Source organism: Nocardioides sp. Z30_9, assembly GCF_058215735.1.
Genome location: NZ_JBZAJF010000001.1, coordinates 1,172,819 through 1,195,484, shown reverse-complemented (window position 1 = coordinate 1,195,484; position 22,666 = coordinate 1,172,819). Strand labels below are relative to the sequence as shown.

Below are 22,666 nucleotides of genomic sequence, written 5' to 3'. Positions count from 1 at the left end.
CGGACGACGGCCCTAGATGAACAGGCCCGTGGTCCGCAGCATGAACTCCGTGTCGCGGTCGTGCTCGCCCTTCTCGGTCGGCTGCTGACGCACCTCGTGGGTGGCGACCATGTCCTCGAACCTGACCTGTTCGGGCAGCTTGGCGTACTTGTTCTGGCGAGGGGCGCTCTCGACCTGCTCCGGCATGACGACCTCCAGGGTTGCCTCCGAGCGTACGGCCAGTTCTTCCAGTTGTGACGTCTCGGCGACGTCTGGGGTTTCAGTTGTGGCGTCTCGGCGACGTTTGGGGTTTCAGTTGCGACGTGTCGGCGGGGGCGGGGGAGAGGTGGGTGTTCTGTTATTCGGAACGCTGTGGCTTCGGTTGAGTGGGGTAGGCACGGACGCGTCGGGAGGGAGATTTGCGCTCTCAGCGTAGGTGATTGAGCGCACATGTGACCGTTGACACGCAGCGGAGCGTCTCGTAGGTTGGGCCACCAGTCCAGCAGCGTTCCGAATAACAGGAGAGTTAATGCCCCCCATCAGTGCGGATCTCGACGCCAAGCGCTCTGTGCTTGGTCGGGCGTTCGACATCCTCGACTGCTTCTCGGGCTCCGAACCCGAGCAGACGATCTCGCGGCTCTGTGACAAGACCGGGCTTCCCCCGGCGACCGTGCACCGGATGCTGGCGAGCCTCGTGGAGTGGGGAGCGGTCGAGCGGACCACGCGCGGTCGCTACCAGCTCGGCATGCGGCTGTGGCGCCTGGGCTGGGGTGTGCCGGGAGCCCGGCAGGTGCGCGACGTGGCACGTCCGCACATGGTCGACCTCTACTCCGCGACACGTGAGGTCGTGGTGCTCGGCTCCCGGGACGAGGACGACCTGCTGCTGGTGGACCAGATCGCCGGCCGGTCGTGCGACCTCACCTGGCAGTCCACCCGACGCTTCCCGCTCGGCACGGTCGCCCCGGGCCTGGTCTTCCTCGCCCACCTGCCGATCGCCCAGCTGCGCAGCATGGCCGCCGAGCGCGCCGTCCGGCTGCCCCAGGAGTTGCTGCGCAAGGAGTTCCTCCTGCTGCGCAGCATGGCCGAGATCCGTGCCCACGGGCTGGCCACCACGCGGGACCGTGCGGGCACCAGGTCCTGGATCGCCGCTCCCGTCTTCGACGCCGCCGGCGCCATGCGCACCACGCTCTCGGTGGTGGTTCCCACCGAGCGCCTGACCCGGGCCCACGGCGAGGCCGTCCGGCAGGCGGCCCGTGCCGTGTCCGAGGAGCTCGGGGCCACCCGTTCCTTCTTCGGTCGAACTGCTGCACCCGTCTGATCCGCCAAAGAAAGGTCTGAACATGCGACGCACGATCGAGGTGGCCGGTCTGGGCCACGGCAACCAGCCCATCCCGCTTGCAACGGTCCTCGGCGGCCTGCTGTTCACCGGTGGCGTCAGCGGACGCGACCCGAAGTCGGGGGAGCTTCCCGAGGACCCGGCAGCCGAGGTCGCCCAGGCCTTCGCCAACCTGAGATCCATCCTTGACGCTGCCGGTGCGAGCCCTGATGATGTCGCGAAAGTGACAGTCTTCGTCAACGACCGCGACATCCGCGCACACGTCAACCCGGTGTGGATCGAGATGTTTCCCGACGCTGATAGCCGGCCCGTCCGGCACACACTGAAGACCGAGCTCACCGGCATGCGGATCCAGCTAGAGTGCTTGGCCGTCGTCGGTAGTTGACCCCCGGGGTGGTGCCCGACCGCGTCGAGAGTGAGGATCGCCATGTCGGTGCTGCAGAGGACGAGCCAGACGCTCGACTACCTGTGCGCGGCCGAGTCGCCCGCTCGTCTGGGTGAGGTGGCGGCAGCCGTCGGGTTGCCGAAGTCGTCCACTCACCGCCTGCTCGCGGAGATGATCTCGCTCGGGATCGTGCGCCGGGAGGCCGACGGCTACTCCCTCGGCTCGCGACTCCTCTACTGGGGTGCTGTCGCCATCGCGGGGTTCAACCTCCGGGCATATGCAGAGGCTCCGATGCGCAGGCTCCGGGATCGCCTCGGCGAGAGTGTCCACCTCTACGTCGTGGACAGCGGCGCCCGCGTCTGCATCGCCTCGGTCGAGTCCCGCTACTCGCTGCGCCCGATCGTGTCGCTCGGCCGGCACGCGGAGCTCGGGGTGGGGGCGAGCGGCAGGTTGCTGCTGGCCTTCGAGCCGGCACCGCGCCGCGGAGCCGTCCTGGCCGAGTTGGAGCGCCCCCGGGGCGGTTTCGTCCCCACGCCTGCAGACCTGGAGAGGCTCCGCGAGGCCCACTGGGAGGTGTCGTACGGCGAGCGCACGGACGGCGTGGTGGCTGCGGCGACCACCGTGCGCAGCCCGGGAGGGCGAGTCATCGCGGCGATGACCGTCTCCGGTCCCTCGACCCGGCTCACCCCCCAGGACCTCGACGACTTCCGTGAGCCGATGACCGCGTGCAGCAACGAGATCACCGAGCTCCTCATCGCCGACCAGGGCAGGCCCCCCGCCGACGCGCGCTGAGATTCGGTGATCGGCCAGGAGACGTTCCGGTAGGTGCGAGCACCTCTGGCTCCGACGCGTAGGTACCTCGACAGTGGTACTCGTCCGATGACGCGTGGAGAGGAACTTCGATGGCCGAGATCGTAGTGGGCGTAGCTGCGTCCCACACCCCCCAACTCAGTTCAGGTGTGGAGTGGTGGGCGAACCACGGTGAGCGTGACCGCGGGAACCCGAGGCTGCTGGGCAAGGACGGCGAGTTCCACACCTACGACGAGCTGCCGACCGCTCCGCAGGAGGTGCTCGACCAGCTCGACCCCGAGATCTACCGGGCCAAGTACGAGCGTGCGCAGAAGGGCATCGAGGTGCTCTCCGCCAAGCTGGCCGAGGCGAAGCCCGACGTCGTGCTCGTGATCGGCGACGACCAGTGGGAGCTGTTCAAGGACGAGGGTGTCCCCGCCTTCGCGCTCTACCACGGTGACAAGCTCTTCGACGAGAACCAGCGCGACCTCTCCAAGCTCCCCGCGGGGATCCAGGCCGCGTCGTGGGCCGCCCACGCCGGCGACCGTGCCTGGCACAAGACGGACGGCGAGCTGGCCGCGCACATCACCGGGCAGCTCACGGACCGCGACTTCGACGTGCACTGGTTCAAGGAGCAGCGCGAGGACCGCACCCTGGGTCACGCGTTCACGTTCCCGCGCTACCGGCTCGGTCTCGACCCCGAGATCCCGATGGTGCCGCTGTTCATCAACTGCTACTTCCCGCCCAACACCCCCAAGCCCGCGCGCACCTTCGCCTTCGGGCAGGCGATCCGGGAGGCGGTCGAGTCGTGGGAGGCCGACGTACGTGTCGGCGTGATCACCTCGGGTGGTCTCTCCCACTTCGTGGTCAACGAGGAGCTCGACCAGAAGGTGCTCGACGGCCTGGTGTCGGGCGACGGGGCGGCCTTCGCCGACATCCCGCGCAAGCACCTTCGTTCGGGAAGCGCCGAGATCCTCAACTGGGTCGCCGCCGCGGGCGTCCTGGAGAAGCAGACCGCCACCATCGTCGACTACGTCCCCGGCTACCGCAGCCCGGCGGGCACCGGCACCGGCATGGCCTTCGCCTACTGGCAGTAGCAGCCGAGCCCCCCACCCCTGAACCAAAGGAACACCACATGACCTACAACGATTACCTGGTTCTCGACGTGCATGGCCACGTCACGGTCCCGCCGGCCGCCAACAACCGAGTCGTCGCGATGCTCGGCTCCAACCAGCCGATGCCGAGCAACATCGGGCAGAAGGCGATCACCTCGAGGGGCGTCAGCGAGGACGAGTTCCGCGCCGCGGCGCAGACCCACGTCGACTACATCGACGCCCGGAACATCGACGTGCAGGTGCTCGGTCCGCGTCCCTTCCTCCAGTTCGGCTGGATGGAGCCGCACATCCAGCCGGGGTGGACGGAGTACGTCAACGACATGATCGCCCAGCAGGTCGGCTTCTTCCCCGACCGGTTCGTCGGGGCGGCCCAGCTTCCGCTGCACGCCTCGCACCCCGACACCAAGCACGTCCTGAAGGAGCTGGACCGCAGCGTCAACCAGCTGGGCTTCGTGGCGGCGTACCTCTCGCCCGACATCACCGGGAACCGGAGCGGTCACGGACTCGACCACGAGTGGTACTTCGACCTCTACGAGGCCGCGGAGGGGTACGACATCCCGCTGATCGTGCACGGGACGAACACCCTCGACCCGAGGTTCCGCACCAACAACGTGCCGATGAACTACCAGATGCACTTCCTCACCGAGCAGTACCTGGCCGGGCAGTTCCTCAGCCACGGCCCGGTCTTCGACCGCTTCCCCAAGCTGCGGGTGATCATCTGCCACTGCGGCGGTGCCCTCGACCGCTTCATCGACACCGACAAGCACCTGGCGCAGAAGGACCTGTCGAACAACCTGTTCTACGACAGCTGCGGCTACGACCTGAACTTCCTCGAGGCGGCGATCAAGCAGCGCGGCGTGAACCGGATGGTCTTCGGCACCGAGGCTCCGGGGTCCGGTGGGGCCGTGCGGGCCGATACCGGCCGCACCTCGGACGACCTGGTGCCGGTGCTCGACTCCCTCGACTTCCTCACCGACGAGGACCGTCGAGCGATCTTCCACGACAACCCGCTCCGGGTTGTTCCTGGCTTCGCTCGCAGCGGCCGGATCGCCCAGCCGGCGCTCGCTGCGACCAACTGAAACGAACAGCAGAGGAAAGGGAAAGACCATGCTCAGTGTCGAAGACAACGAACTTCTCACCAAGACGGGGAGAGGCACGCCCATGGGCGAGGTCTTCCGTCGCTTCTGGATCCCGGCGATGCTCTCCACCGAGCTGCCGAAGCAGGGCGGCCCCGCGGTCAAGGTGGCCCTGCTGGGCGAGAAGCTGATCGCCTTCCGCGGAAAGGACGGCAAGGTCGGCCTGCTGGAGTCGCGGTGCCCGCACCGGCACGCGAACCTCTACTGGGGTCGCAACGAGGAGGACGGCCTGCGCTGCGTCTACCACGGCTGGAAGTTCGGCTTCGACGGTCAGTGCATGGAGATGCCGGCCGAGCCGGACGACTCGGACTACCGGTCACGGGTGAAGGCGGTTGCCTACCCCACCCACGAGGCCGGGGGCATCATCTGGACCTACATGGGACCGGCGGACCTGCAGCCGGAGTTCCCGGAGCACGACTGGACCCTGCTCCCCGAGGACCACTACTTCGTCTCCAAGCGGCACCAGCGCAACAACTTCTTCCAGAGCATCGAGGGTGAGCTCGACACCGCGCACGTGCAGTTCCTGCACAAGGAGCTCAAGTCCGAGCACGGGTTCGTGGCACAGAAGATGTTCGAGACCGCGGGCAACCCGGAGTACACCATCGCCGAGACCCCGGTCGGACTGCTCGCGATCGCCGCTCGGCCCCGGAGCGATGCCAGCAACTACTTCCGGATCACGCCGTTCCTGATGCCTTCCTCGACGATCGTCCCCACCAACCGTGACGGCAAGTACACCTTCACAGCGGCGGTCCCGATCGACGACGAGAGCATGTGGGGCTTCACCGTGTCGTGGACGGCCAACGCACCGATGAACGAGGAGCAGCTGGAGGCCGACATGTCGGGTACCCGGCTGCACGTCCACACCGATGCCAACTTCGTCCCGATCGCCAACATGGACAACGACTACCTGCGCGACTTCGAGGTGATGGCGAACGACAACTTCACCGGCATCACCGGCATCCGCAGCCAGGACATGCCGGTGCAGGAGGACCAGGACGGTCCGATCTGCCAGCGGGAGAGCGAGCACCTCGGTACGACGGACCGGGCGATCGTCGCGGCGCGGCGCCTGATGCTGCGCACGGCCAAGGCGCTGCGCGACGGCACCGAGCCCACCCAGGCGCAGCACTCGAAGGCCTTCCGGCAGCGCTCGTTCGCCGGGGTCGGCACCCCTGAGGAGACGTGGGCGGACCTGTTCAACGGCGTACAGGCGAGCGAGAGCCTCGAGGCCGGCGTCCGCGGCTAGCTCCAGCCTTCCTCACCGGGTCCCGCGGTCTCCGCGGGACCCGGTGAGCACTCATCCCCAACCACCACAGGCAAAGGCGGCCGATGAACGCGCCACTGGACACCCACGACACCGTCGACGCCCGGATCGCGGCGCTTGACGTCTGCACCCTCTCCGATGCCATGGACGCGCTCGGCCTCGTCGGCGTCGTCGACGGGCTGCACCCACTCTGGGAGGGGGCCAAGGTCGCGGGTCGCGCGGTCACGATGAAGCTGGCGGAGGGGCCCGCACCCGCCGACGCGGCTCCGGTCCATCTCGGAGCGAGGGCAGTCGGGCTGGCGGGGCCTGGCCGGGTCATCGTCGTCGACAACGACGGTCGCGACACGATGGGCTCGTGGGGCGGACTGCTCAGCGCCGCGGCCGTCGCCCAGGGAGTCGCGGGGGTCGTCGCCGACGGCGCCTGCCGGGACGTGGACGAGGCACGTGAGATGCGGTTCCCCGTGTTCGCACGCGGCGGCGCCGTGCGTACGGCGCGTGCACGGGTGCACGAGGTCAGCACCAACGAGCCGGTGAGCCTGGCCGGTGTGCGCGTCGACCCCGGCGACTTCGTGGTCGCCGACGGCAGCGGGATCGTCGTGTTCGCCCCCGAAGACGCAGAGGCCGTGCTGGCCAAGGCCGAGCAGCTCGTCGCCCGGGAGCGCAGGATGCTGCAGGCGCTGCAGGCCGGGGTGGCTGCCGTGGAAGTGCTCGACGGCACCTACGAGAACGCGTTGAAGCCGGACGCCCAGGGCTGAGGGCTCTCGTCCGCCGACCAGGGCGGGACGGCGTGGTTTCGACAGCCTCATCCACCCGGGAACCACCGGGTTCGCGAACAGGTATTCCGCGCGGTGATCGGAGCGCTCCGGACGGTCGCCACTCCTCAATAGCCTCGGTCGCACCGCGGTGGACCAACGCCGCGGATGACGACAATCCCCAACGAGAGAAGGGCAAACCACGATGAACCTCGACGTGGAACGACTCAAGGACCTGGGGACCGCGACCATCTCCGACGCACTCGACCGCCTCGGCCTCCCCGGCAGCGTGCACGGCGTCGCGCCGCTGCAGAACGGGACCCGGATGGCCGGACCCGCGTACACGGTGCGGTACGTGCCGGCGGGTGACCCGGTCGGCACCGTCGGCGACTTCATCGACGACATCCCCGAGGGCGGTGTCGCGGTGCTCGACAACCAGGGCCGCACCGACTGCACGGTGTGGGGCGACATCCTCACGACGTACGCGAACCTCCACAAGCTCGCCGGCACCGCCATCTGGGGCGTGTGCCGAGACACCCGGGTGCCGTTGGGCCTGGGCTACCCGATGTTCAGCGCCGGACGCTTCATGCGCACCGGCAAGGACCGTGTCGAGGTGGCCGACGTGCAGGTGCCCGTCGCGCTCGGTGACGTGCAGGTGCGTCCCGGCGACATCGTCGTCGGCGACGACGACGGGGTCGTGGTGATCCCGTCCCACCGCGCCGAAGAGGTCTTCCGGCTCGCCGACGAGGTGGGCAGGACCGAGGACGAGATCATGAGCGCGGTCGAGGGCGGCGCCACTATCGCCGGTGCTCGTGCCGAGTTCGGCTACCACGTGCTCCAGCGGCAGGAGTCCTGACATGGGGGTCACCGACGCGCAGATCAAGGCGCTGGCGGACTTCGGCGCCGCGACGGTCTACGAGGCCTCTGGTGTCGACGCAGCGCTCGACCCGGCCATCCGGCCGATCTACAAGGGCGCCAGGATCGCCGGCCGGGCCCTGCCCGTGCGCACGCACCCGGCCGACAACCTGCCGCTGCACCTCGCACTCGTGCAGGCCCGGCCCGGTGACGTGCTCGTCGTGGACGGCCGCGAGGAGCTGTGCGGCTACTGGGGCGAGGTGCTCGCGGTGGCCGCGCAGACCCGTGGGGTCGTGGGCCTGGTGATGGACGGCGGCGTGCGCGACATCGTCGAGCAGGAGCAGATGGGCTTCCCGGCCTTCTCCCGCGGAGTGTGCGTACGGCGTACCGGCAAGAACTTCCCCGGCATCGTCAACGAGCCGGTCACCGTGGGCGGGGTGCTCGTCAACCCCGGGGACGCCGTGATCGCCGACGCCGACGGTGTCGTCGTGCTGTCCCCGGACAAGGTCGAGGCCACCCTGGCCGCGTCGCAGGAGCGCATCGAGAAGGAGACCGCCTTCATGGAGCGCATCCGGGCCGGTGAGTTGACGCTGGACATCTACGGCTTCCGCACCGTCTGACGGTGGACACGAGAGGTACTCATGACTGAGGACACCGGGCGCTTCGCGCTGCGTGACATGCTCGTCAAGCAGGTGCGCTGGGAGGCCGAGGGCATCATCTCGATCGCCCTGGCCCATCCCGAGGGTGAGGACGTCCCCGACTGGACGCCCGGCTCCCACGTGGACCTGGTGCTGCCCTCAGGCCTGGTGCGGCAGTACTCGTTGTGCGGCCGGACCCAGGACCGCAGGGAGCTGCGCGTGGCGGTGCTGCGCGACATCCACGGCCGGGGCGGTTCGAAGGAGCTGCACGACACCCAGCTGGTGGGGAAGACGATCGCCGTGCGCGGCCCGCGCAACCACTTCAAGGTACGCGAGGCGGGGGAGTACCTCCTCGTCGCGGGCGGCATCGGCATCACGCCGATCCTCACCATGGTGCGCCACCTCGACAGCGAGGGCCTGCCGTGGCGGCTCCTGTACGGCGGACGCTCCCGCCGGACGATGGCGTTCCTCGAGGAGCTCGAGGCCTACGGCAGCTCGGTGACAGTCGTTCCCGAGGACGAGCACGGCCTTCCCGACCTGCGTGCCTTCTTCGAGCAGGGCGCGATGGACGCCGCCATCTACTGCTGTGGTCCCGAGGGACTCCTGCGGGCGGTGGAGCAGACGGGGGCCGATCTCAAGATCCCGGTTCACGTGGAGCGGTTCGCGGCCGGGCCGAAGGCCACTCCCGCGTCCCGAGCGGTGCCCGGCTCGACTCAGGCACCGGTGTCGCCGGTGCCCGCGGCTGCCTCGGTCGAGGGGGGCGCGGGCGAGGACGGCGGGGACCACACCCCCGACGGGCCGTTCCAGGTCGAGCTGAAGAGGACGGGCATCACCTTGACGGTCGAGTCCGACCGCACCGTCCTGGAGACGGTCAGGGAGCACCTGCCGCAGACCATCTCCTCGTGTGAGGAGGGGTTCTGCGGCGCCTGCGAGACCCCGGTGATCGAGGGAGTCCCCGACCACCGCGACGAGGTGCTGGACCCGATCGAACGGGCCGCCGGCCAGACGATGATGATCTGCGTCAGCCGCGCCTGCACCAAGAAGCTGGTGCTGGACCTGTAGGACCGGACCGGCTGCCGCGGGCCGCCGTCCGATGGACGGGCGACCCGCGGGCAGCCCGTCAGAGCATCGTGGTCAGGCTGCGGAGGATCTCCGAGGACTCGACGACCTTGCCCTCGGGGATCAGGTCGTGCGCCTCCCACAGGCGCTCGCGGAGCCGGACCCACTTGTCCAGCTCGGGCGAGCCGTTGAGCTCGGCCTGCCGGACCTGGATGTCGACCAGTGACCACATCGCGTCCACCTCGGACTCCCGGTAGATGAGGTCCTCGAAGGTGGTCGCGACCGCGGTGCGGTCGGCGACGCCGTGGATGGTCTCGGGCTCCAGGTCCGTGACCTGGTGGATGCGGTTGCGTTCGGAGTTGACCTGGATGTCCATGGCCTCACTATGGGCGCCGGCCGCGGGCGGTTCGAGTCGAGTTCCACTGGATGCGAGGTCCACTGCGGTCCTCTCCGCACTCGCTGAGAGTAGTGACATGGCAACGGTCCGCGATCAGCTCTTCGAGGTGCTGCGCCATCTCGGCCTGACGAAGGTCTTCGCCAATCCGGGGTCCACCGAGGTGGCGCTGCTCACCGACCTGCCCGAGGACATCGACTTCGTCCTGGCACTGCACGAGAACTCCGTCGTCGCGATGGCAGCCGGTCACGCGCTGGCGTCGGGCAGCCCCGCGCTGGTGCTGCTGCACACGACTGCCGGCCTGGGCAACGGCGTCGGCGCGATCGCGACCGCGCGGACCAACCGGGCCCCGATGGTGGTGCTGGTCGGGCAGCAGGACCGCCGGCACCTGGCGTCGGAGCCCTTCCTCGCAGGCCACCTCGCGGGCCTGGCAGGTGACTACCCCGTGGCCGTGCACTCACCGGAGCACCCGCAGGCGGTCCCCGGTGCCGTGATGCGCGCCCACCACGACGCCTGCCTGCACCGTGGGCCCGCCGTGGTGATCGTGCCGATGAGCGACTGGCTCGAGCCTGCGGATGCGGAGGCGCTGCCCGCGGCCCCACGCACACTGGTGCGCAGTGCCGCTGCGGACCCTGTCGTCGGGCAGCAGCTGGCGGACGCGCTCAGCGCCGCGGCCTCACCCGCGATCGTGGTCGGCCCCGGGGCCGACGACCCGGAGACCTGGGCTGCGCTGACCACCCTCGCCAACCGCCTCGATGCACCCGTCTGGCAGTCCTCGGCCGCCTCGCAGGCCGGCTTCCCGGGAGACCACCCGCGCTTCCAGGGACACCTGACCCAGTTCAGGGACGAGCTGCGGGCCACGCTGGCAGCCCACGACACCGTGGTCGTCGTCGGTGCGCCCGCCTTCCGGCAGGGCGGCTACCGTCCCGGTCCGTTCGTGGAGCCGGGCACGTCGGTCCTCGTGATCACCGGCGATCCCGACGAGGCCGGTTACAGCGCCGCCGACATCGCCGTGGTCGGGGACGTCCGGGCCGTGGTCACCGACGTCGTCGCCCGCGTCCCGGAGCTGCCGCGACGTGCCGTGCCCGTCCCCATCCGCGACGTGTCCGGTCTCGTGCCCGTGGCGACCGACCCGCTCCGCGCCGAGCACGTGTACGCCGAGGTCGCGGCCCGCCTCCCGGCGGCCTCGACCGTCCTCGAGGAGAGCCCCTCGACCCGCGCCCGGCTCCTGGACCTGATGCCGGCGCGAGCTCCGTTCGGGTTCGTGACCGTGGCCCAGGGCGGTCTCGGCTTCGCGATCCCCGCCGCGACGGGCATCAGGATGGCGCGGCCCGACCGTCCCGTCGTGGCGATGGTCGGCGACGGCGCCAGCCTCTACGGCATCCAGGCGCTCTGGAGCGCGGTCCACTACCGGGTCGGCGCTCTCTTCGTGATCCTCAACAACGGTCACTACGCCGTGATGGACCGATTGGCGGCTGCCCGGGGCGGCCGGGGTCCGTGGCCGAGCCTCGAGGAGATCGACCCCGCCACCCTGGCGCTCGGCTTCGGCTGCCCGTCGCTTCGCATCACCGACCACCACGAGCTGGTGACGGTTCTCGACCAGGTCATACCGACTCTCGGTGAGCGCACCGAGCCCCTGCTCCTCGACGTACACGTCAAGGCGCCTCTCCCGTGAACGAGGAAGGAACACCCCATGGCTAAGGACTGGCTGGCCGATGATCTGCTCACCGAGGAGCAGGAGGCCATCCGCGACTCGGTATCCGACTTCGCCCTGAAGTACCCGGTGGAGTACTGGAACGAGATCGCCGACGCCGGCGTCTACCCCGACGAGTGGGTCAAGGCGCTCGCCGACGCGGGCTGGCTCTCGATGCTCATCCCCGAGGAGTACGGCGGCGGTGGCGCCACCATCACCGACTCGTGCGTCGTCCTCGAGACGCTCAACCGCTGGGGCAACCCCGCCGGGTCGATCCACGGGCAGATGTACCAGATGGGCGCCCTCCTGCGACACGGCAGCGAGGAGCAGAAGCAGAAGTGGCTGCCGAAGATCGCGAACGAGGGCCTGCGCCTGCAGTCCTTCGGCGTGACCGAGGCCGACGCCGGCACCGACACCACCCGGATCCGGACCTTCGCCGAGCGCCGGGGCGACAAGTACATCGTCAACGGCGGCAAGATCTTCACCTCGCGGTTCATGCAGACCGACCTGATGCTGCTGCTGGTGCGCACCAAGCGGTACGAGGACGTCGCGGTGAAGACGGACGGCATCTCGGTGCTCCTCGTCGACACCCGCGAGGCCCGGCACACCGGCCAGATCGACGCACAGCCGATCAAGGTGATGAGTGGTCACCACACGAACCAGCTGACCTTCACCGACCTCGAGGTGCCGGTGGAGAACCTGATCGGCGAGGAGAACAAGGGCTTCAAGGTGATCATGTCGGGGATGAACTCCGAGCGGATCAGCGTGGCCTCGGAGTACATCGGGGCCGGCCTGTACTTCATCGACCGGGCCGTTCAGTACTCCAAGGAGCGCGTCGTCTTCGGCAAGCCCATCGGTGCGAACCAGGGCATCCAGTTCCCGCTCGCCAGCGCGTACGCCCACCTCAAGGCTGCCAGCGTGACGCGATGGGAGGCCGCGCGGCAGTTCGCCAACGGCAGCCGCGACGGGATGTACGCCAACACCTCGAAGTTCCTCGCCGCCGATGCCCAGTGGGAGGCGGCCAACGCGGCCATGGACACCTTCGGGGGCATGGGCCTGACCGAGGAGTTCGGCATCGCGCGCAAGTTCCAGGGAGCTCGCGGCTCGTTGATCGCCCCGATCAGCCGCAACCTCATCCTCGCCGGCATCGCCCAGCGTGACCTGGGCATGCCGCGTTCCTACTGATCAGTCCCCAGAGAGCAGCCATCGCAGTGAGCAGCAGTACACCGGGGGCCACCCGGGCCGTCGCGGAGTTCGCGAGCGGGGTCCGGCCCGAGGCCCCGCACGCGCAGGCCGTCGGCCGCGTCCTCGTGGACACGGTCGCGGTCGCGGTGGCCGGCGCCCGCACCGAGGTGGCTGCGCGGGCCCTTGACTGGGTGACCTCGGAACCGGCCGAAGGGCCGGCCACCGTCTGGGGGACCGACCTGTCCCTGGCCCCTTCGCAGGCCGCCCTGCTCAACGGCACCTTCGCGCACGCGCTGGACTGGGACGACGCGGTCCCGAGCATGCCGTTCCATCCCGGGACGGTGCTGGTCCCGGCCTTGCTGGCGAGGCTCGCGCACACCGAGGCCAGCGGCGCCCGGCTGGTGGCGGCGTACGACGTCGGCTCCGCGGTGGCGCGTGCGATCTCGGAGGTCCTCCCGGTCGGGCACCACTCGGCGCGGGGGTTTCACAACACCGCCACGACGGGCCGGCTCGCCGCCACGGCCGCGCTCGCGCACCTGGTCGGTCTCGACCCGGACCGGACGAGCCACGCCCTGGGGATCGCGGCCTCGACCGCGGCGGGCAGCCTCGCAAACTTCGGCACGATGACCAAGCCGTTGCACGCGGGCCTCGCGGCCCGGGACTCGCTGATGGCAGTGGCCCTGGCGGAGAGGGACTTCACCGCCAACGCCGCCGTCCTGGAGGACCGCCGCGGGTTCTTCGCGATGTACGGCGCGGGCACCCCCGCCGGCATCGAGAGCCTGGCCGAGCGGCTGGACGTGTGGGAGCGCGACTGGGTGCAGGACTGGGTTCTCAAGCAGTACCCGTCCTGCTACGCGACCCACCGCGCGATCGACGCCGCCATCGACCTGCACCAGCAGCTCGGCGATGCCGACCGGGTTGCCGCGATCGAGGTCTCCGCGCCCGACAGCGAGGGGAGCCCGCTGATCGACCGGCTGCCGACCACCGGGCTGGAGGGGAAGTTCAGCCTCGAGTACTGCGTGGCGCAGGCGCTCTCCTCGGGTCATGTCGAGCTGGCCGACTTCACCGACGAGCGAGTCCTCGACGCCGACGTACGCCGCCTGACGCGGCTGTGCCGGATCGTGCGGCGACCCGCTGATCAGCGCGGACCGGACGGTCACCACACCTCGGTGGCAGTGGGGCTCGCCGGCGGGGGAGAGCTGCGCCAGGGCGTGGACCTGACCCACGGTGACGCGCGCGATCCGCTGTCGGACGAGGAGCTGGTTGCCAAGGCCACGGGCGCGTTCGCCGCAGGCGGGTGGACGCCGCGCGAGAGCGCGGAGCTCATCGGCCGGTTGACATCGGCACCGGACGAGACCTCGCTGGGCTGGGTCCAGCACGCCCTGAGGTGGCGGGCATGAGCGCCGCGAGCGTGGAGATCCGTGAGGAGGGCATGCGCGAGGGCATGCAGATCGAGAGCGCCGAGATCTCGGTCGATGACAAGCTGCGGTTGCTCGACGCGCTGGGGCGCACCGGGCTCCGCACCATCAACGTGGGGTCGTTCGTGAGCCCCAGGTGGGTGCCGCAGATGGCACACATCGACGAGCTGGTGGAACGCTTCGAGCCTGTCCCCGGCGTGCAGTACTTCGCGCTGGCCCTCAACCAGCGGGGCATCGACCGGCGTGCGCCGTACCTCGGGACCAAGCTCGTCCCGGAGTACGAGCCGATGGGCGCGACCAGCGTCCACCTGTGCGACGTGTTCGTGCAGCGCAACACCGGAAAGACCCGCGCCGACGAGCTGGCGCGGATCCCCGACCGGGTGGCTGCGGCCCGGGAACAAGGCCTCGCCCGGGCCTCGGTCAGGATCAACGCGGCCTGGGGCTCCAACTGGCTGGGCGGGTTCACCACCGAGCAACGGCTGGACGACCTGCGACGACAGGTCCGGGCCTGGGAGGCCGCGGGGATACCGGTCACGCACGCCTGGATCGGCGACCCGATGAGCTGGAACACGCCGGCGGCGGTCGAGGAGACCATCGAGGCGATGGTTGCGGAGTTCCCCGACATCACGACCTACCACCTCCACCTGCACGACGGCCGGGGGACGGCCCTGCTCTCCGCCTACCAGGCCTACCGGGCGCTCGGGCCCGAGCACACCCTGGTGATCGACTCCAGTGTCGGCGGCATGGGCGGTTGCCCGTACGGCGGCAACGGCCGCGCAACCAGGATGATCCCGACGGAGGACCTCGTGCACCTCCTCGAGGCCGAGGGCGTCGAGACCGGCGTGGACCTGCCCGCCCTCGTCGAGGCGGCACTCCTCGCGGAGAAGGTCGTCGGCCACGAGCTGTACGGGCGGGTGAGCAAAGCGGGCCCGCGGCCCGGACCCGACTCGCTGTACCCGATGGACATGCCGTTCGTGGAGACGGTGGAGCAGGCCCAGCACTTCAGGCTCGGTCCCGTCGCCTACGAGGGCTGCCCGAGCCCCTGGAAGCAGCCGATCAGCTCTGCTGATCGCGACGCGGTCGAGCGAATCCGCACCATCGAGAAGGCGAGCCGGCGATGAGCCAGATACCGACGTCCGAGCACCCGGGGTCCCTGCACGGGCTGCGCGTGATCGAGATCAGCACGAGTGTCGCCGGGCCGATGGCCGCGATGATCCTCGGCGACCTCGGCGCCGAGGTGATCAAGGTCGAACGCGTGGGCCACGGTGACGACACCCGCGCGTGGAACCCGCCGGCTTGGAACGGGGTCAGCACCGCCTTCCTCGGGCTGAACCGGGGCAAGCGCAGTCTCGAGCTGAACTACAAGGACCCGCGCGGCCGGGCGATCCTGGAGGACCTGGTCCGCTCTGCCGACGTGCTGGTCCAGAACCTCCGCCCGGGCGCGCTCGCCGCCGCCGGGTTCTCCTGGTCCCGCCTGCGTGAGCTGAACCCCCGCCTGGTCTACGTGGAGATGACGGGCTACGGCGCGGTCGGGCCCAAGGCCGCGGAGCCGGCGTACGACCCCGTCCTGCAGGCCTACTCCGGCATCGTCGCGATGATGCCCCACACGGCGGCCGGCCCGGCGCGGGTCCCGCTCTCGGTCCTCGACAAGGGGACCGGCATGTGGGCCGCGATCGGGGTGCTGGACGCGTTGCGCCGGCGCGAGGCGACCGGCGTCGGCAGCGTGGTCGACGTGTCCCTGCTGAGCACCGCGCTCGACTGGGTCGGCGGCACGATCATGAACGCGAACGCCGGCAACAAGCGCGAGAACCTCGGGTCCGGGTTCCCCGGGATGGTCCCCTACGGTGCGTTCCCGGCCAGCGACGGACTCGTGTTCATCGCCGCCGGCAACCAGAAGCTGTGGCTCCAGCTGATCGCGGCCCTGGGCGTGCCCGAGCTCGACGAGCAGCCGGGCTTCGGCAGCAACGGTGACCGTTCCACGAACCGGGCCGAGGTGGAGACCACCCTCTCCGGGGTGACCCGGGGTTTCAACCGCAGCGAGCTGTGCGAGCTGCTGTCCGCGGCGAAGGTGCCGCACGCACCGATCCGTGCGGCCGACGAGCTGCCGGACGACCCGCAGGTGCAGGCCATCGGCGGGATCCGTGAGCTCCCGCATCCGCAGGTCCCTGACCTGAGGGTGGTCGCGCTGCCGATCCAGGTGGACGGCGCCCACCTCCCGGCACCCACCGCCCCGCCGATGCTCGGCGCCGACACGGCCGCCATCCTCGGCTCCCTGGGGTACGACGAGTCCGCCGTGCAGGCCCTGGTCAGCGACGGCGTCGTGGGCGAGACCGAGGCCGGCGTCCCCGGGCCGGTCGCGTGATGAGTCTCCTGGAGCCCCGCGTCTGGGAGCGGGCGATCTACTCCTCGGGCTGGCGTGCAGTCCCGCAGGCACTCGCGGTGATCGAGCCCGCGACCGGCGACAAGCTGGGGGAGATCGGTCAGGCCACGCCCGTGGACGTCGATCGCGCCGTTGCCGCCGCCGTACGCGCGCAGGGGGACTGGGCGAGGGCCGGCCACCAGGTCCGGGCGCAGGTGCTGCGCCGGGCCGCTGAGCTCTTCGTCGAGCACGCCGAGGAGATCGGCGGGTGGGCCGTCCGCGAGGCGGGCTGGAACCGTCCCGGCGCGATGATGCAGGGGCCGAGCGCCGCGGAGGAGTGCCACGAGGCTGCCTCCCTGTCCGCAGCCCCCTACGGCGAGCTGCTCCGCTCCACCCAGCCGCGGCTCTCCTTCACCCAGCAGCGGCCGGTCGGTGTGGTGGGCGTGATCGCGCCGTACAACGCCCCGATCGCGCTGGCGATCCGCTCGGTGGCGCCGGCACTCGCCCTGGGCAACGCCGTGGTCCTGAAGCCCGACCCGCGCACCTCGGTGGTCGGCGGTGCCGTCCTCGCCCGTGTCTTCGAGGAGGCCGGGCTGCCCGAGGGCCTGCTGCACGTGCTGCCGGGCGGGGCCGACGTCGGTGAGGCGCTGGTGCGTCACCGCGACGTGCCCGTCATCGCCTTCACCGGTTCGACCGGGGCCGGGCGGGCGATCGCGACTCTGGCCGCGCAGCAGCTCAAGCGGGTGCACCTCGAGCTCGGTGGCAACTCCGCCCTGGTCGTCCTCGACGACGTCGACCTCGACCTTGCGGTGGCCACTGCGGCCCGAGGCGCCTTCCGTCACCAGGGCCAGATCTGCATGGCCACCGGGCGCCATCTGGTGCACGAGCGGATCGCGGACGAGTACGCCGCACGGCTGGCCGAGCACGCCGCCCGACTGCCCGTCGGCGATCCCACCGATCCCACCGTGATGATCGGTCCGATCATCGACGAAGGTCAACGCGACCGCATCCACGCCCTGGTGACCGCGAGCGTCGCCGACGGTGCCACGGTCGCGACCGGCGGGAGCTTCGAGGGGCTCTTCTACCGGCCCACGGTGCTCACCGACGTCACGCCGACCACGCCCGCTTACGTCCAGGAGGTCTTCGGGCCGGTGGCGCCCGTGCTCGCGTTCGGCGACCTCGACGAAGCCGCTAGGCTCGCGGCCGATTCACCGTACGGGCTGTCGCTCGGAATCCTCACGCGTGACGTGATGAAAGGCCTCGCTCTGGCGGAGCGGGTGCCGAGCGGATTGGTGCACATCAACGACCAGACGATCAACGACGAACCGACGGTGCCCTTCGGTGGTGTCCGGGACTCGGGGAACGGCGCCCGGCACGGCGGCCACCGCACGAACCTGGCGGCCTTCACCGACACCCAGTGGGTGACGGTCCGCGCCGACCCACCCAGCTGAACTTCGGAACCACATTCCCCGAACACATTCCCGGGCACCCCAGCCCACCTGGCAGACGATGGAGGAGAACATGACCGAACCGGTGCTCGACGTCGTGGACCACGGACACGTGCGGCTGATGACGCTCAACCGGCCCACCGTCCGCAATGCGTTGAACCACGAGCTCAACGAGGCGCTGATGGCTGCCCTGGTCGAGGCCGACCACGACCCGGGCGTCTATGCCGTGGCGATCACCGGGAGCGGTACGGCGTTCTGCGCCGGCGCCGACCTCAAGGATGCCCGCGACCTCGCGGCCAAGGGCCTCCCGTTCCGGGGGCCGCTGCACAACGGCCGGCGCAGCCTGATGGAGGTCATGATCGAGACGCGCAAGCCGACCATCGCTGTGGTCAACGGACCTGCGATGGCCGGCGGCTGCGAGCTCGCGCTCTCCTGCGACCTGCGGCTGGTCGCGCCCACTGCCTTCTTCGGTCTCCCGGAGGCCAAGCGCGGCCGCGGCGCGCACTTCGCCTCGGTGATGCTGCCCGTGACCGTGCCACCGGGCATCGCCATGGAGTGGCTCTACACCGGTCGGCGGATCCCGGTGACCGAGGCGGAGCGGTGGGGGCTCGTCAACGCCATCCTTCCCGGCGAGGACCTGGTGGCGGAGGCGATGGAGTGGCTCGACGATGTCGTGTCCTCGGCGCCGTTGTCGCTGCAGCGCCTGAAGCTGACCTATCGCAAGACCGCCGGCATGGCGCCGCACACCGCGATCCGGCTCGACGCCGGTCCGGACGTGTACGCCTCGGAGGACCAGATCGAGGGCGCACGCGCCTTCCTCGAGCGCCGGGAGCCGCAGTGGCAAGCCCGTTGAGTGTCCTGCGCGCGTCCATCGGCCCGTACGCCGGGCCCTGCCGCACACCTGGAGGCAAGTGATGCGGATCCTGACCATTCGGCTGGTCCACCTGATCGGTGTGCTGCTGGGCGTGACCTTCTTCGTCTACGTCCTGATGGACCTGATGCCCGGTGACACCGCCGAGGTCATCGTGGCTGCCACGGACTCGCCCTCGGCAGGTGCGGTGGAGGCGATTCGCCAGCAGCTCGGCCTCGACCAGCCGCTCATCCAGCGCTACTTCTCCTGGCTCGGTGGACTTTTCCAAGGCGACCTCGGAGAGTCCTACCGCACCGGGCAGACGGTGCTCGCGGCGATCGTCGAGCGGACGCCGGTCACCCTCCAGCTCCTGGTGATGGCCGAGATCGTCTCTCTCGCCGTCGCGATCCCGCTGGCCACGATCGCGGCCAGCCGCCGCGATTCGGTGCTCGACAAGACGGTCGCCGTGTTCACCTTCGGCAGCCAGTCGGTGCCGAACTTCATGGTCGCGATTCTCTTGGTCTTCCTCTTCGCGGTCCAGCTCAAGCTGCTGCCGGCCATCGGGTACGTCCCTCTGTCCGAGGGAGTGTGGGCGAGCGTGAAGTCGCTGACCATCCCGACGCTGGCGCTCGCCTCGGGGTTGATCCCGGTCTACCTGCGCATCCTGCGCAGCGAGATGGTCCGCACCCTCCAGGAGGACTACATCCTGTTGGCTCGGTCGGTCGGCATCAGCCGCCCCAACATCCTGGTGCGGTACGCCCTCAAGCCCTCCATGCCGACGCTGATCACCGTCGTGGGCGTCAATGTCGGCCACCTCGTCGGCGGCTCCATCGTGATCGAGCTGATCTCCGGTCTGCCGGGGATCGGCACGCTGCTCTACAGCAGCATCAACGCCCGGGACTACGTGATGGTCCAGGGGATCATCCTCCTCGTTGCCACGACGTACGTCGTCGTCAACTTCCTCGTCGACATGTTCCACACGATGCTTGACCCGAGGGTGCGCGCATGAGTATCGAGACCAGCACGACCACCGCTCTGGTGTCGCCGCCCACGGGAGCGCCCACCGCCCGCGGCCGGAAGCGTCACTGGATGGGCAAGCGCACGATGCGCGTGGGCACGGCGCTCGCCGCCCTGTGGCTGACCCTCCTCGTGGTCGGCGCTGTCGCCTTCCCGCTGCTGCCGCTGCCCGACCCCACGAGGAGCGACTACCTCGCCATCGCCGTGGAGCCAGGGAGCCCTGGCCACATCCTGGGCACCGACATGGTGGGCCGCGACATGTTCAGCCGACTTGTCATCGGAGCGCGGGTCAGCCTGGCAGTCGGCATCGGCGGCACCTTGATCGCGTTGCTGATCGGCTCCGTGCTCGGTCTGCTCGCCGGGTTCTACGGCGGGTTCGTGGCACGTCCCATCAACGCGTTGATGGACATCCTGCTGGCGTTCCCCTCCCTGGTGGCGCTGATCGCACTGAGCGTCTTCATGGGCAGCGGGCTGTGGACGCTCATCATCGGCATCGGCCTGGTCAGCTCGCCCGGCATCGCTCGCGTGACGCGGGCTGCGACTCTCGGGTTCGCCCAGCGTGAGTTCGTCACCGCAGCCCGGGGCATGGGGGCCGGGAGCCTGCGGATCCTGAGGCGGGAGATCGTGCCGAACGTCGTAGGTCCGGTGATCGCCTTCGCGACCGTGATGGTCGCCGTGGCGATCGTCGCCGAGGGCTCGCTCTCCTTCCTCGGGCTCGGCGTGCCGCCGCCGACCTCGAGCTGGGGCACGATGATCGCCGCTGGGCGCTCGGAGATCGAGGAGACCCCGCACATCGCGCTGCTCCCCGCCGCCGCCATGTTCGTCACGCTGCTCTCGATCTACTTCCTGGCCGAGGCGCTCAACCGCAAGTTCGACGTGAAGGAGGCTGCGCTGTGAGCGCCATCCAGCAGGGAGCTGCCGGCCCGGGAGGACCAGGGGAGCCGGCGCTGCTCGAGATCGAGGATCTCCACCTGCGCTTCCACACGGCTCGCGGCATCGCCAACGTCATCAACGGCGTCGACCTGCGGATCGAGGCCGGGAAGGTCCACGGGCTGGTCGGCGAGAGCGGCTCGGGGAAGTCGGTGACCGCCCGCTCGATCCTCGGCATCCTGCCGCGCCGCAGCGTCGCGCACCTGGGTGGCTCGATCCGCTACCGCGGCCGAGAGCTCACAACGCTCTCGGAGAAGGAGATGCGCACCTCGATCCGGGGTCAGCAGATCGCCATGATCTTCCAGGACCCCATGACCGCGCTCAATCCCGTCATGCGCATCGGGCAGCAGCTCGCGATGCCCATCCGGCTCCATCAGGGGCTGAGCAAGAAGCAGGCGCGCGCCAAGGCGGCCGACCTGCTCGGCCAGGTGGGGATCCCCGATCCCACTCATCGGCTCTCCGCCTTCCCCCACGAGCTCTCCGGTGGGCAGAGGCAGCGGGTGATGATCGCCATGGCCCTCGCCTGCGACCCGCAGCTGCTGATCGCGGATGAGCCGACCACGGCGCTGGATGTCACGGTGCAGGCTCAGGTGCTCGATCTCTTCGACGAGCTGCGCGAGCAGCGGGGGCTGGCGATCCTGCTCGTCTCCCACGATCTCGGTCTGCTCACCGAACGGTGCGACAAGGTCTCGGTGATGTACGCCGGCGAGGTGATCGAGCACGGCGCCTCGGCCGACGTGTTCGCCAACCCTCGGCACCCCTACACCCGCCTCCTCGAGATGGCCCGCCCCCGGCTCGAGGAGCCCCCGCACACCCGGCTGCACACGATCTCCGGCCGGCCGCCCAACCTGCTCGACCGACCGGACGGCTGCGCGTTCCGGGCCCGGTGCCCGCGGGCCCTCGACATCTGCGCCACCGTCCATCCGAGCCTGGTACCGATGGGCCCGGTCTCCGCTGCCTGTCACAACCCCGAGGAGCCGGCCTTCGGCAGCACCGAGGCCGGCGAGGCTCCTGTCGTCGAAGGGACCCGCGCATGACCACCCAGCCGATCCAGTCCATCACGCAGACGGGGCCACCTGAGTCCGGTGTGCAGAGCGCCCTGTCGGCGCGCGACATCGTGGTGGAGTACCGCGTCCCCGGCCGACCGTCGCTGCAGGCGGTTCGCGGACTCAGCATCGACCTGCTCCGGGGCGAGACGCTCGGTTTCGTGGGGGAGTCCGGGTGCGGCAAGTCATCGCTGGGACGCTCGCTGGTGCAGCTGCCGCCGCCCACCTCGGGTGAGATCCACCTGGGGGAGACCCGCCTCACCGGCCTGAGCCAACGGCAGCTGCGCCCACTGCGGCGCCGCATCCAGCTGGTCTTCCAGGACCCGATCTCCTCGCTGAATCCCCGTCGTACCGCGCTTGAGATCGTGGCTGATCCGCTCCGCCTGGCCAAGCACCCTGACCCCCGGGAGACCGCGCTCGCAGCGCTCGAGGAGGTCGGGGTCGACGAGCGGATGGCGGACCGACGGCCCCATGAGCTTTCCGGTGGTCAGTGCCAGCGGGTCTCGATCGCTCGCGCCATCGTGCAGAGGCCGGAGGTGCTCATCTGTGACGAGCCGGTCTCCGCCCTGGACGTGTCCGTCCAGGCGGCCGTGCTGAACCTGCTCGAGAAGATGAAGGCCGAGCACCAGCTCTCCATGGTGTTCATCTCCCACGACTTGGCGGTGGTGAAGAACATCAGCGACCGGATCGCAGTGATGTACCTCGGCAAGATCTGCGAGATCGCGCCGGCGACCGAGCTGTACGAACGGCCCCTGCACCACTACACCAACCTGTTGCTCGACTCGGTCCCGAACCCGAAGGGCGGGCGCCGCCGGCAGACGGTGATGAGCGAGGTGTCCAGGCGTGCTCCCGAGACGGGATGCCCGTTCGCCCCGAGGTGCCCGGCCGCGACGGACCTGTGCCGCTCGACGATGCCGCCGCTGACCGAGCTCGCACCGCAGCACGTCGTGGCATGCCACCACCCGCTCAGTGCGCCCGACCAGTCGAAAGCTGCCGCTGAGCTCGCCTGAACCCCCTCGGT

General features: G+C 70.0%; 23 protein-coding genes. 21 read left to right on the top strand and 2 right to left on the bottom strand.

Features of this window, described 5'->3' with window-relative positions; genetic code table 11:
• Window positions 1–12: 12 nt before the first annotated feature.
• Complete coding sequence (locus AC4BGB_RS05925) at window positions 13–186, bottom strand: hypothetical protein (protein ID WP_490545622.1); 174 nt, start codon at window positions 184–186, stop codon at window positions 13–15.
• 322 nt (window positions 187–508) lie between these two features.
• Between AC4BGB_RS05925 and AC4BGB_RS05920 the strand changes: the two genes are divergently transcribed.
• The 10 genes from AC4BGB_RS05920 (at window position 509) to AC4BGB_RS05875 (ending at window position 9,308) form a co-directional block, all read left to right on the top strand.
• Entirely contained in the window at window positions 509–1,297 is a 789-nt protein-coding gene (locus tag AC4BGB_RS05920; RefSeq protein ID WP_490545620.1) for an IclR family transcriptional regulator, read from the top strand.
• Window positions 1,298–1,319: 22 nt separating this feature from the next.
• The gene (locus AC4BGB_RS05915; protein ID WP_490545618.1) at window positions 1,320–1,700 is read left to right on the top strand and encodes a RidA family protein; all 381 of its coding nucleotides are present in this window, start codon (window positions 1,320–1,322) and stop codon (window positions 1,698–1,700) included.
• A 42-nt stretch (window positions 1,701–1,742) separates the two neighbouring features.
• On the top strand, window positions 1,743–2,492 hold the full coding sequence (locus AC4BGB_RS05910) for an IclR family transcriptional regulator (protein ID WP_490545616.1): 750 nt from the start codon (window positions 1,743–1,745) through the stop codon (window positions 2,490–2,492).
• A gap of 110 nt (window positions 2,493–2,602) precedes the next feature.
• The gene (locus AC4BGB_RS05905; protein ID WP_490545614.1) at window positions 2,603–3,586 is read left to right on the top strand and encodes a DODA-type extradiol aromatic ring-opening family dioxygenase; all 984 of its coding nucleotides are present in this window, start codon (window positions 2,603–2,605) and stop codon (window positions 3,584–3,586) included.
• A gap of 38 nt (window positions 3,587–3,624) precedes the next feature.
• The gene (locus AC4BGB_RS05900) at window positions 3,625–4,683 is read left to right on the top strand and encodes an amidohydrolase family protein (protein WP_490545613.1); all 1,059 of its coding nucleotides are present in this window, start codon (window positions 3,625–3,627) and stop codon (window positions 4,681–4,683) included.
• Window positions 4,684–4,765: 82 nt separating this feature from the next.
• A complete protein-coding gene (locus tag AC4BGB_RS05895; RefSeq protein WP_490545611.1) occupies window positions 4,766–5,983 on the top strand; it encodes a Rieske 2Fe-2S domain-containing protein in 1,218 nt (405 codons plus the stop codon).
• Window positions 5,984–6,066: 83 nt separating this feature from the next.
• On the top strand, window positions 6,067–6,756 hold the full coding sequence (locus AC4BGB_RS05890; protein ID WP_490545609.1) for an RraA family protein: 690 nt from the start codon (window positions 6,067–6,069) through the stop codon (window positions 6,754–6,756).
• A gap of 202 nt (window positions 6,757–6,958) precedes the next feature.
• Window positions 6,959–7,609, top strand: coding sequence for an RraA family protein (locus AC4BGB_RS05885; RefSeq protein WP_490545607.1), 651 nt, complete (start codon window positions 6,959–6,961; stop codon window positions 7,607–7,609).
• A gap of 1 nt (window position 7,610) precedes the next feature.
• Window positions 7,611–8,228, top strand: a complete 618-nt coding sequence (locus AC4BGB_RS05880) for a 4-carboxy-4-hydroxy-2-oxoadipate aldolase/oxaloacetate decarboxylase (protein ID WP_490545605.1) — start codon at window positions 7,611–7,613, stop codon at window positions 8,226–8,228.
• A 21-nt stretch (window positions 8,229–8,249) separates the two neighbouring features.
• Window positions 8,250–9,308 carry a PDR/VanB family oxidoreductase gene (locus AC4BGB_RS05875; protein ID WP_490545603.1) on the top strand — a complete coding sequence of 353 codons (1,059 nt, stop codon included), beginning with the start codon at window positions 8,250–8,252 and terminating at the stop codon, window positions 9,306–9,308.
• 58 nt (window positions 9,309–9,366) lie between these two features.
• Here the strand turns inward: AC4BGB_RS05875 and AC4BGB_RS05870 are convergent, their stop codons facing one another.
• Window positions 9,367–9,681 carry a hypothetical protein gene (locus tag AC4BGB_RS05870; RefSeq protein ID WP_490545601.1) on the bottom strand — a complete coding sequence of 105 codons (315 nt, stop codon included), beginning with the start codon at window positions 9,679–9,681 and terminating at the stop codon, window positions 9,367–9,369.
• 97 nt (window positions 9,682–9,778) lie between these two features.
• Between AC4BGB_RS05870 and AC4BGB_RS05865 the strand changes: the two genes are divergently transcribed.
• The 11 genes from AC4BGB_RS05865 (at window position 9,779) to AC4BGB_RS05815 (ending at window position 22,655) form a co-directional block, all read left to right on the top strand.
• A complete protein-coding gene (locus AC4BGB_RS05865; RefSeq protein WP_490545599.1) occupies window positions 9,779–11,374 on the top strand; it encodes a thiamine pyrophosphate-dependent enzyme in 1,596 nt (531 codons plus the stop codon).
• Window positions 11,375–11,392: 18 nt separating this feature from the next.
• Window positions 11,393–12,577 carry an acyl-CoA dehydrogenase family protein gene (locus AC4BGB_RS05860; RefSeq protein ID WP_490545597.1) on the top strand — a complete coding sequence of 395 codons (1,185 nt, stop codon included), beginning with the start codon at window positions 11,393–11,395 and terminating at the stop codon, window positions 12,575–12,577.
• A gap of 26 nt (window positions 12,578–12,603) precedes the next feature.
• Window positions 12,604–13,977 (top strand): MmgE/PrpD family protein, encoded by a 1,374-nt coding sequence (locus AC4BGB_RS05855; protein WP_490545595.1) that lies wholly within the window; start codon window positions 12,604–12,606, stop codon window positions 13,975–13,977.
• Entirely contained in the window at window positions 13,974–15,116 is a 1,143-nt protein-coding gene (locus AC4BGB_RS05850) for a hydroxymethylglutaryl-CoA lyase-like TIM-barrel protein (protein ID WP_490545593.1), read from the top strand. Before AC4BGB_RS05855 ends, AC4BGB_RS05850 begins: the two co-directional genes overlap by 4 nt.
• Window positions 15,113–16,357, top strand: a complete 1,245-nt coding sequence (locus tag AC4BGB_RS05845; protein WP_490545591.1) for a CaiB/BaiF CoA transferase family protein — start codon at window positions 15,113–15,115, stop codon at window positions 16,355–16,357. The genes AC4BGB_RS05850 and AC4BGB_RS05845 overlap by 4 nt, the downstream gene beginning before the upstream one ends.
• Entirely contained in the window at window positions 16,357–17,805 is a 1,449-nt protein-coding gene (locus AC4BGB_RS05840; protein ID WP_490545589.1) for an aldehyde dehydrogenase family protein, read from the top strand. Before AC4BGB_RS05845 ends, AC4BGB_RS05840 begins: the two co-directional genes overlap by 1 nt.
• Before the next feature lie 70 nt (window positions 17,806–17,875).
• On the top strand, window positions 17,876–18,655 hold the full coding sequence (locus AC4BGB_RS05835; RefSeq protein ID WP_490545587.1) for an enoyl-CoA hydratase/isomerase family protein: 780 nt from the start codon (window positions 17,876–17,878) through the stop codon (window positions 18,653–18,655).
• Between the two features lie 61 nt (window positions 18,656–18,716).
• Window positions 18,717–19,661 carry an ABC transporter permease gene (locus AC4BGB_RS05830; protein ID WP_490545586.1) on the top strand — a complete coding sequence of 315 codons (945 nt, stop codon included), beginning with the start codon at window positions 18,717–18,719 and terminating at the stop codon, window positions 19,659–19,661.
• Window positions 19,658–20,566, top strand: a complete 909-nt coding sequence (locus tag AC4BGB_RS05825; RefSeq protein WP_490545584.1) for an ABC transporter permease — start codon at window positions 19,658–19,660, stop codon at window positions 20,564–20,566. The genes AC4BGB_RS05830 and AC4BGB_RS05825 overlap by 4 nt, the downstream gene beginning before the upstream one ends.
• The gene (locus tag AC4BGB_RS05820; RefSeq protein ID WP_490545583.1) at window positions 20,563–21,636 is read left to right on the top strand and encodes an ABC transporter ATP-binding protein; all 1,074 of its coding nucleotides are present in this window, start codon (window positions 20,563–20,565) and stop codon (window positions 21,634–21,636) included. Before AC4BGB_RS05825 ends, AC4BGB_RS05820 begins: the two co-directional genes overlap by 4 nt.
• Complete coding sequence (locus AC4BGB_RS05815) at window positions 21,633–22,655, top strand: oligopeptide/dipeptide ABC transporter ATP-binding protein (protein WP_490545581.1); 1,023 nt, start codon at window positions 21,633–21,635, stop codon at window positions 22,653–22,655. Before AC4BGB_RS05820 ends, AC4BGB_RS05815 begins: the two co-directional genes overlap by 4 nt.
• Window positions 22,656–22,666: the final 11 nt, after the last annotated feature.

Coding starts and splice junctions, on each gene's coding strand:
- AC4BGB_RS05925 (WP_490545622.1), bottom strand. CDS start 186: ATGCCGGAGCAGGTCGAGAGCGCCCCTCGCCAGAACAAGTACGCCAAG.
- AC4BGB_RS05920 (WP_490545620.1), top strand. CDS start 509: ATGCCCCCCATCAGTGCGGATCTCGACGCCAAGCGCTCTGTGCTTGGT.
- AC4BGB_RS05915 (WP_490545618.1), top strand. CDS start 1,320: ATGCGACGCACGATCGAGGTGGCCGGTCTGGGCCACGGCAACCAGCCC.
- AC4BGB_RS05910 (WP_490545616.1), top strand. CDS start 1,743: ATGTCGGTGCTGCAGAGGACGAGCCAGACGCTCGACTACCTGTGCGCG.
- AC4BGB_RS05905 (WP_490545614.1), top strand. CDS start 2,603: ATGGCCGAGATCGTAGTGGGCGTAGCTGCGTCCCACACCCCCCAACTC.
- AC4BGB_RS05900 (WP_490545613.1), top strand. CDS start 3,625: ATGACCTACAACGATTACCTGGTTCTCGACGTGCATGGCCACGTCACG.
- AC4BGB_RS05895 (WP_490545611.1), top strand. CDS start 4,766: ATGGGCGAGGTCTTCCGTCGCTTCTGGATCCCGGCGATGCTCTCCACC.
- AC4BGB_RS05890 (WP_490545609.1), top strand. CDS start 6,067: ATGAACGCGCCACTGGACACCCACGACACCGTCGACGCCCGGATCGCG.
- AC4BGB_RS05885 (WP_490545607.1), top strand. CDS start 6,959: ATGAACCTCGACGTGGAACGACTCAAGGACCTGGGGACCGCGACCATC.
- AC4BGB_RS05880 (WP_490545605.1), top strand. CDS start 7,611: ATGGGGGTCACCGACGCGCAGATCAAGGCGCTGGCGGACTTCGGCGCC.
- AC4BGB_RS05875 (WP_490545603.1), top strand. CDS start 8,250: ATGACTGAGGACACCGGGCGCTTCGCGCTGCGTGACATGCTCGTCAAG.
- AC4BGB_RS05870 (WP_490545601.1), bottom strand. CDS start 9,681: ATGGACATCCAGGTCAACTCCGAACGCAACCGCATCCACCAGGTCACG.
- AC4BGB_RS05865 (WP_490545599.1), top strand. CDS start 9,779: ATGGCAACGGTCCGCGATCAGCTCTTCGAGGTGCTGCGCCATCTCGGC.
- AC4BGB_RS05860 (WP_490545597.1), top strand. CDS start 11,393: ATGGCTAAGGACTGGCTGGCCGATGATCTGCTCACCGAGGAGCAGGAG.
- AC4BGB_RS05850 (WP_490545593.1), top strand. CDS start 13,974: ATGAGCGCCGCGAGCGTGGAGATCCGTGAGGAGGGCATGCGCGAGGGC.
- AC4BGB_RS05845 (WP_490545591.1), top strand. CDS start 15,113: ATGAGCCAGATACCGACGTCCGAGCACCCGGGGTCCCTGCACGGGCTG.
- AC4BGB_RS05840 (WP_490545589.1), top strand. CDS start 16,357: ATGAGTCTCCTGGAGCCCCGCGTCTGGGAGCGGGCGATCTACTCCTCG.
- AC4BGB_RS05835 (WP_490545587.1), top strand. CDS start 17,876: ATGACCGAACCGGTGCTCGACGTCGTGGACCACGGACACGTGCGGCTG.
- AC4BGB_RS05830 (WP_490545586.1), top strand. CDS start 18,717: ATGCGGATCCTGACCATTCGGCTGGTCCACCTGATCGGTGTGCTGCTG.
- AC4BGB_RS05825 (WP_490545584.1), top strand. CDS start 19,658: ATGAGTATCGAGACCAGCACGACCACCGCTCTGGTGTCGCCGCCCACG.
- AC4BGB_RS05815 (WP_490545581.1), top strand. CDS start 21,633: ATGACCACCCAGCCGATCCAGTCCATCACGCAGACGGGGCCACCTGAG.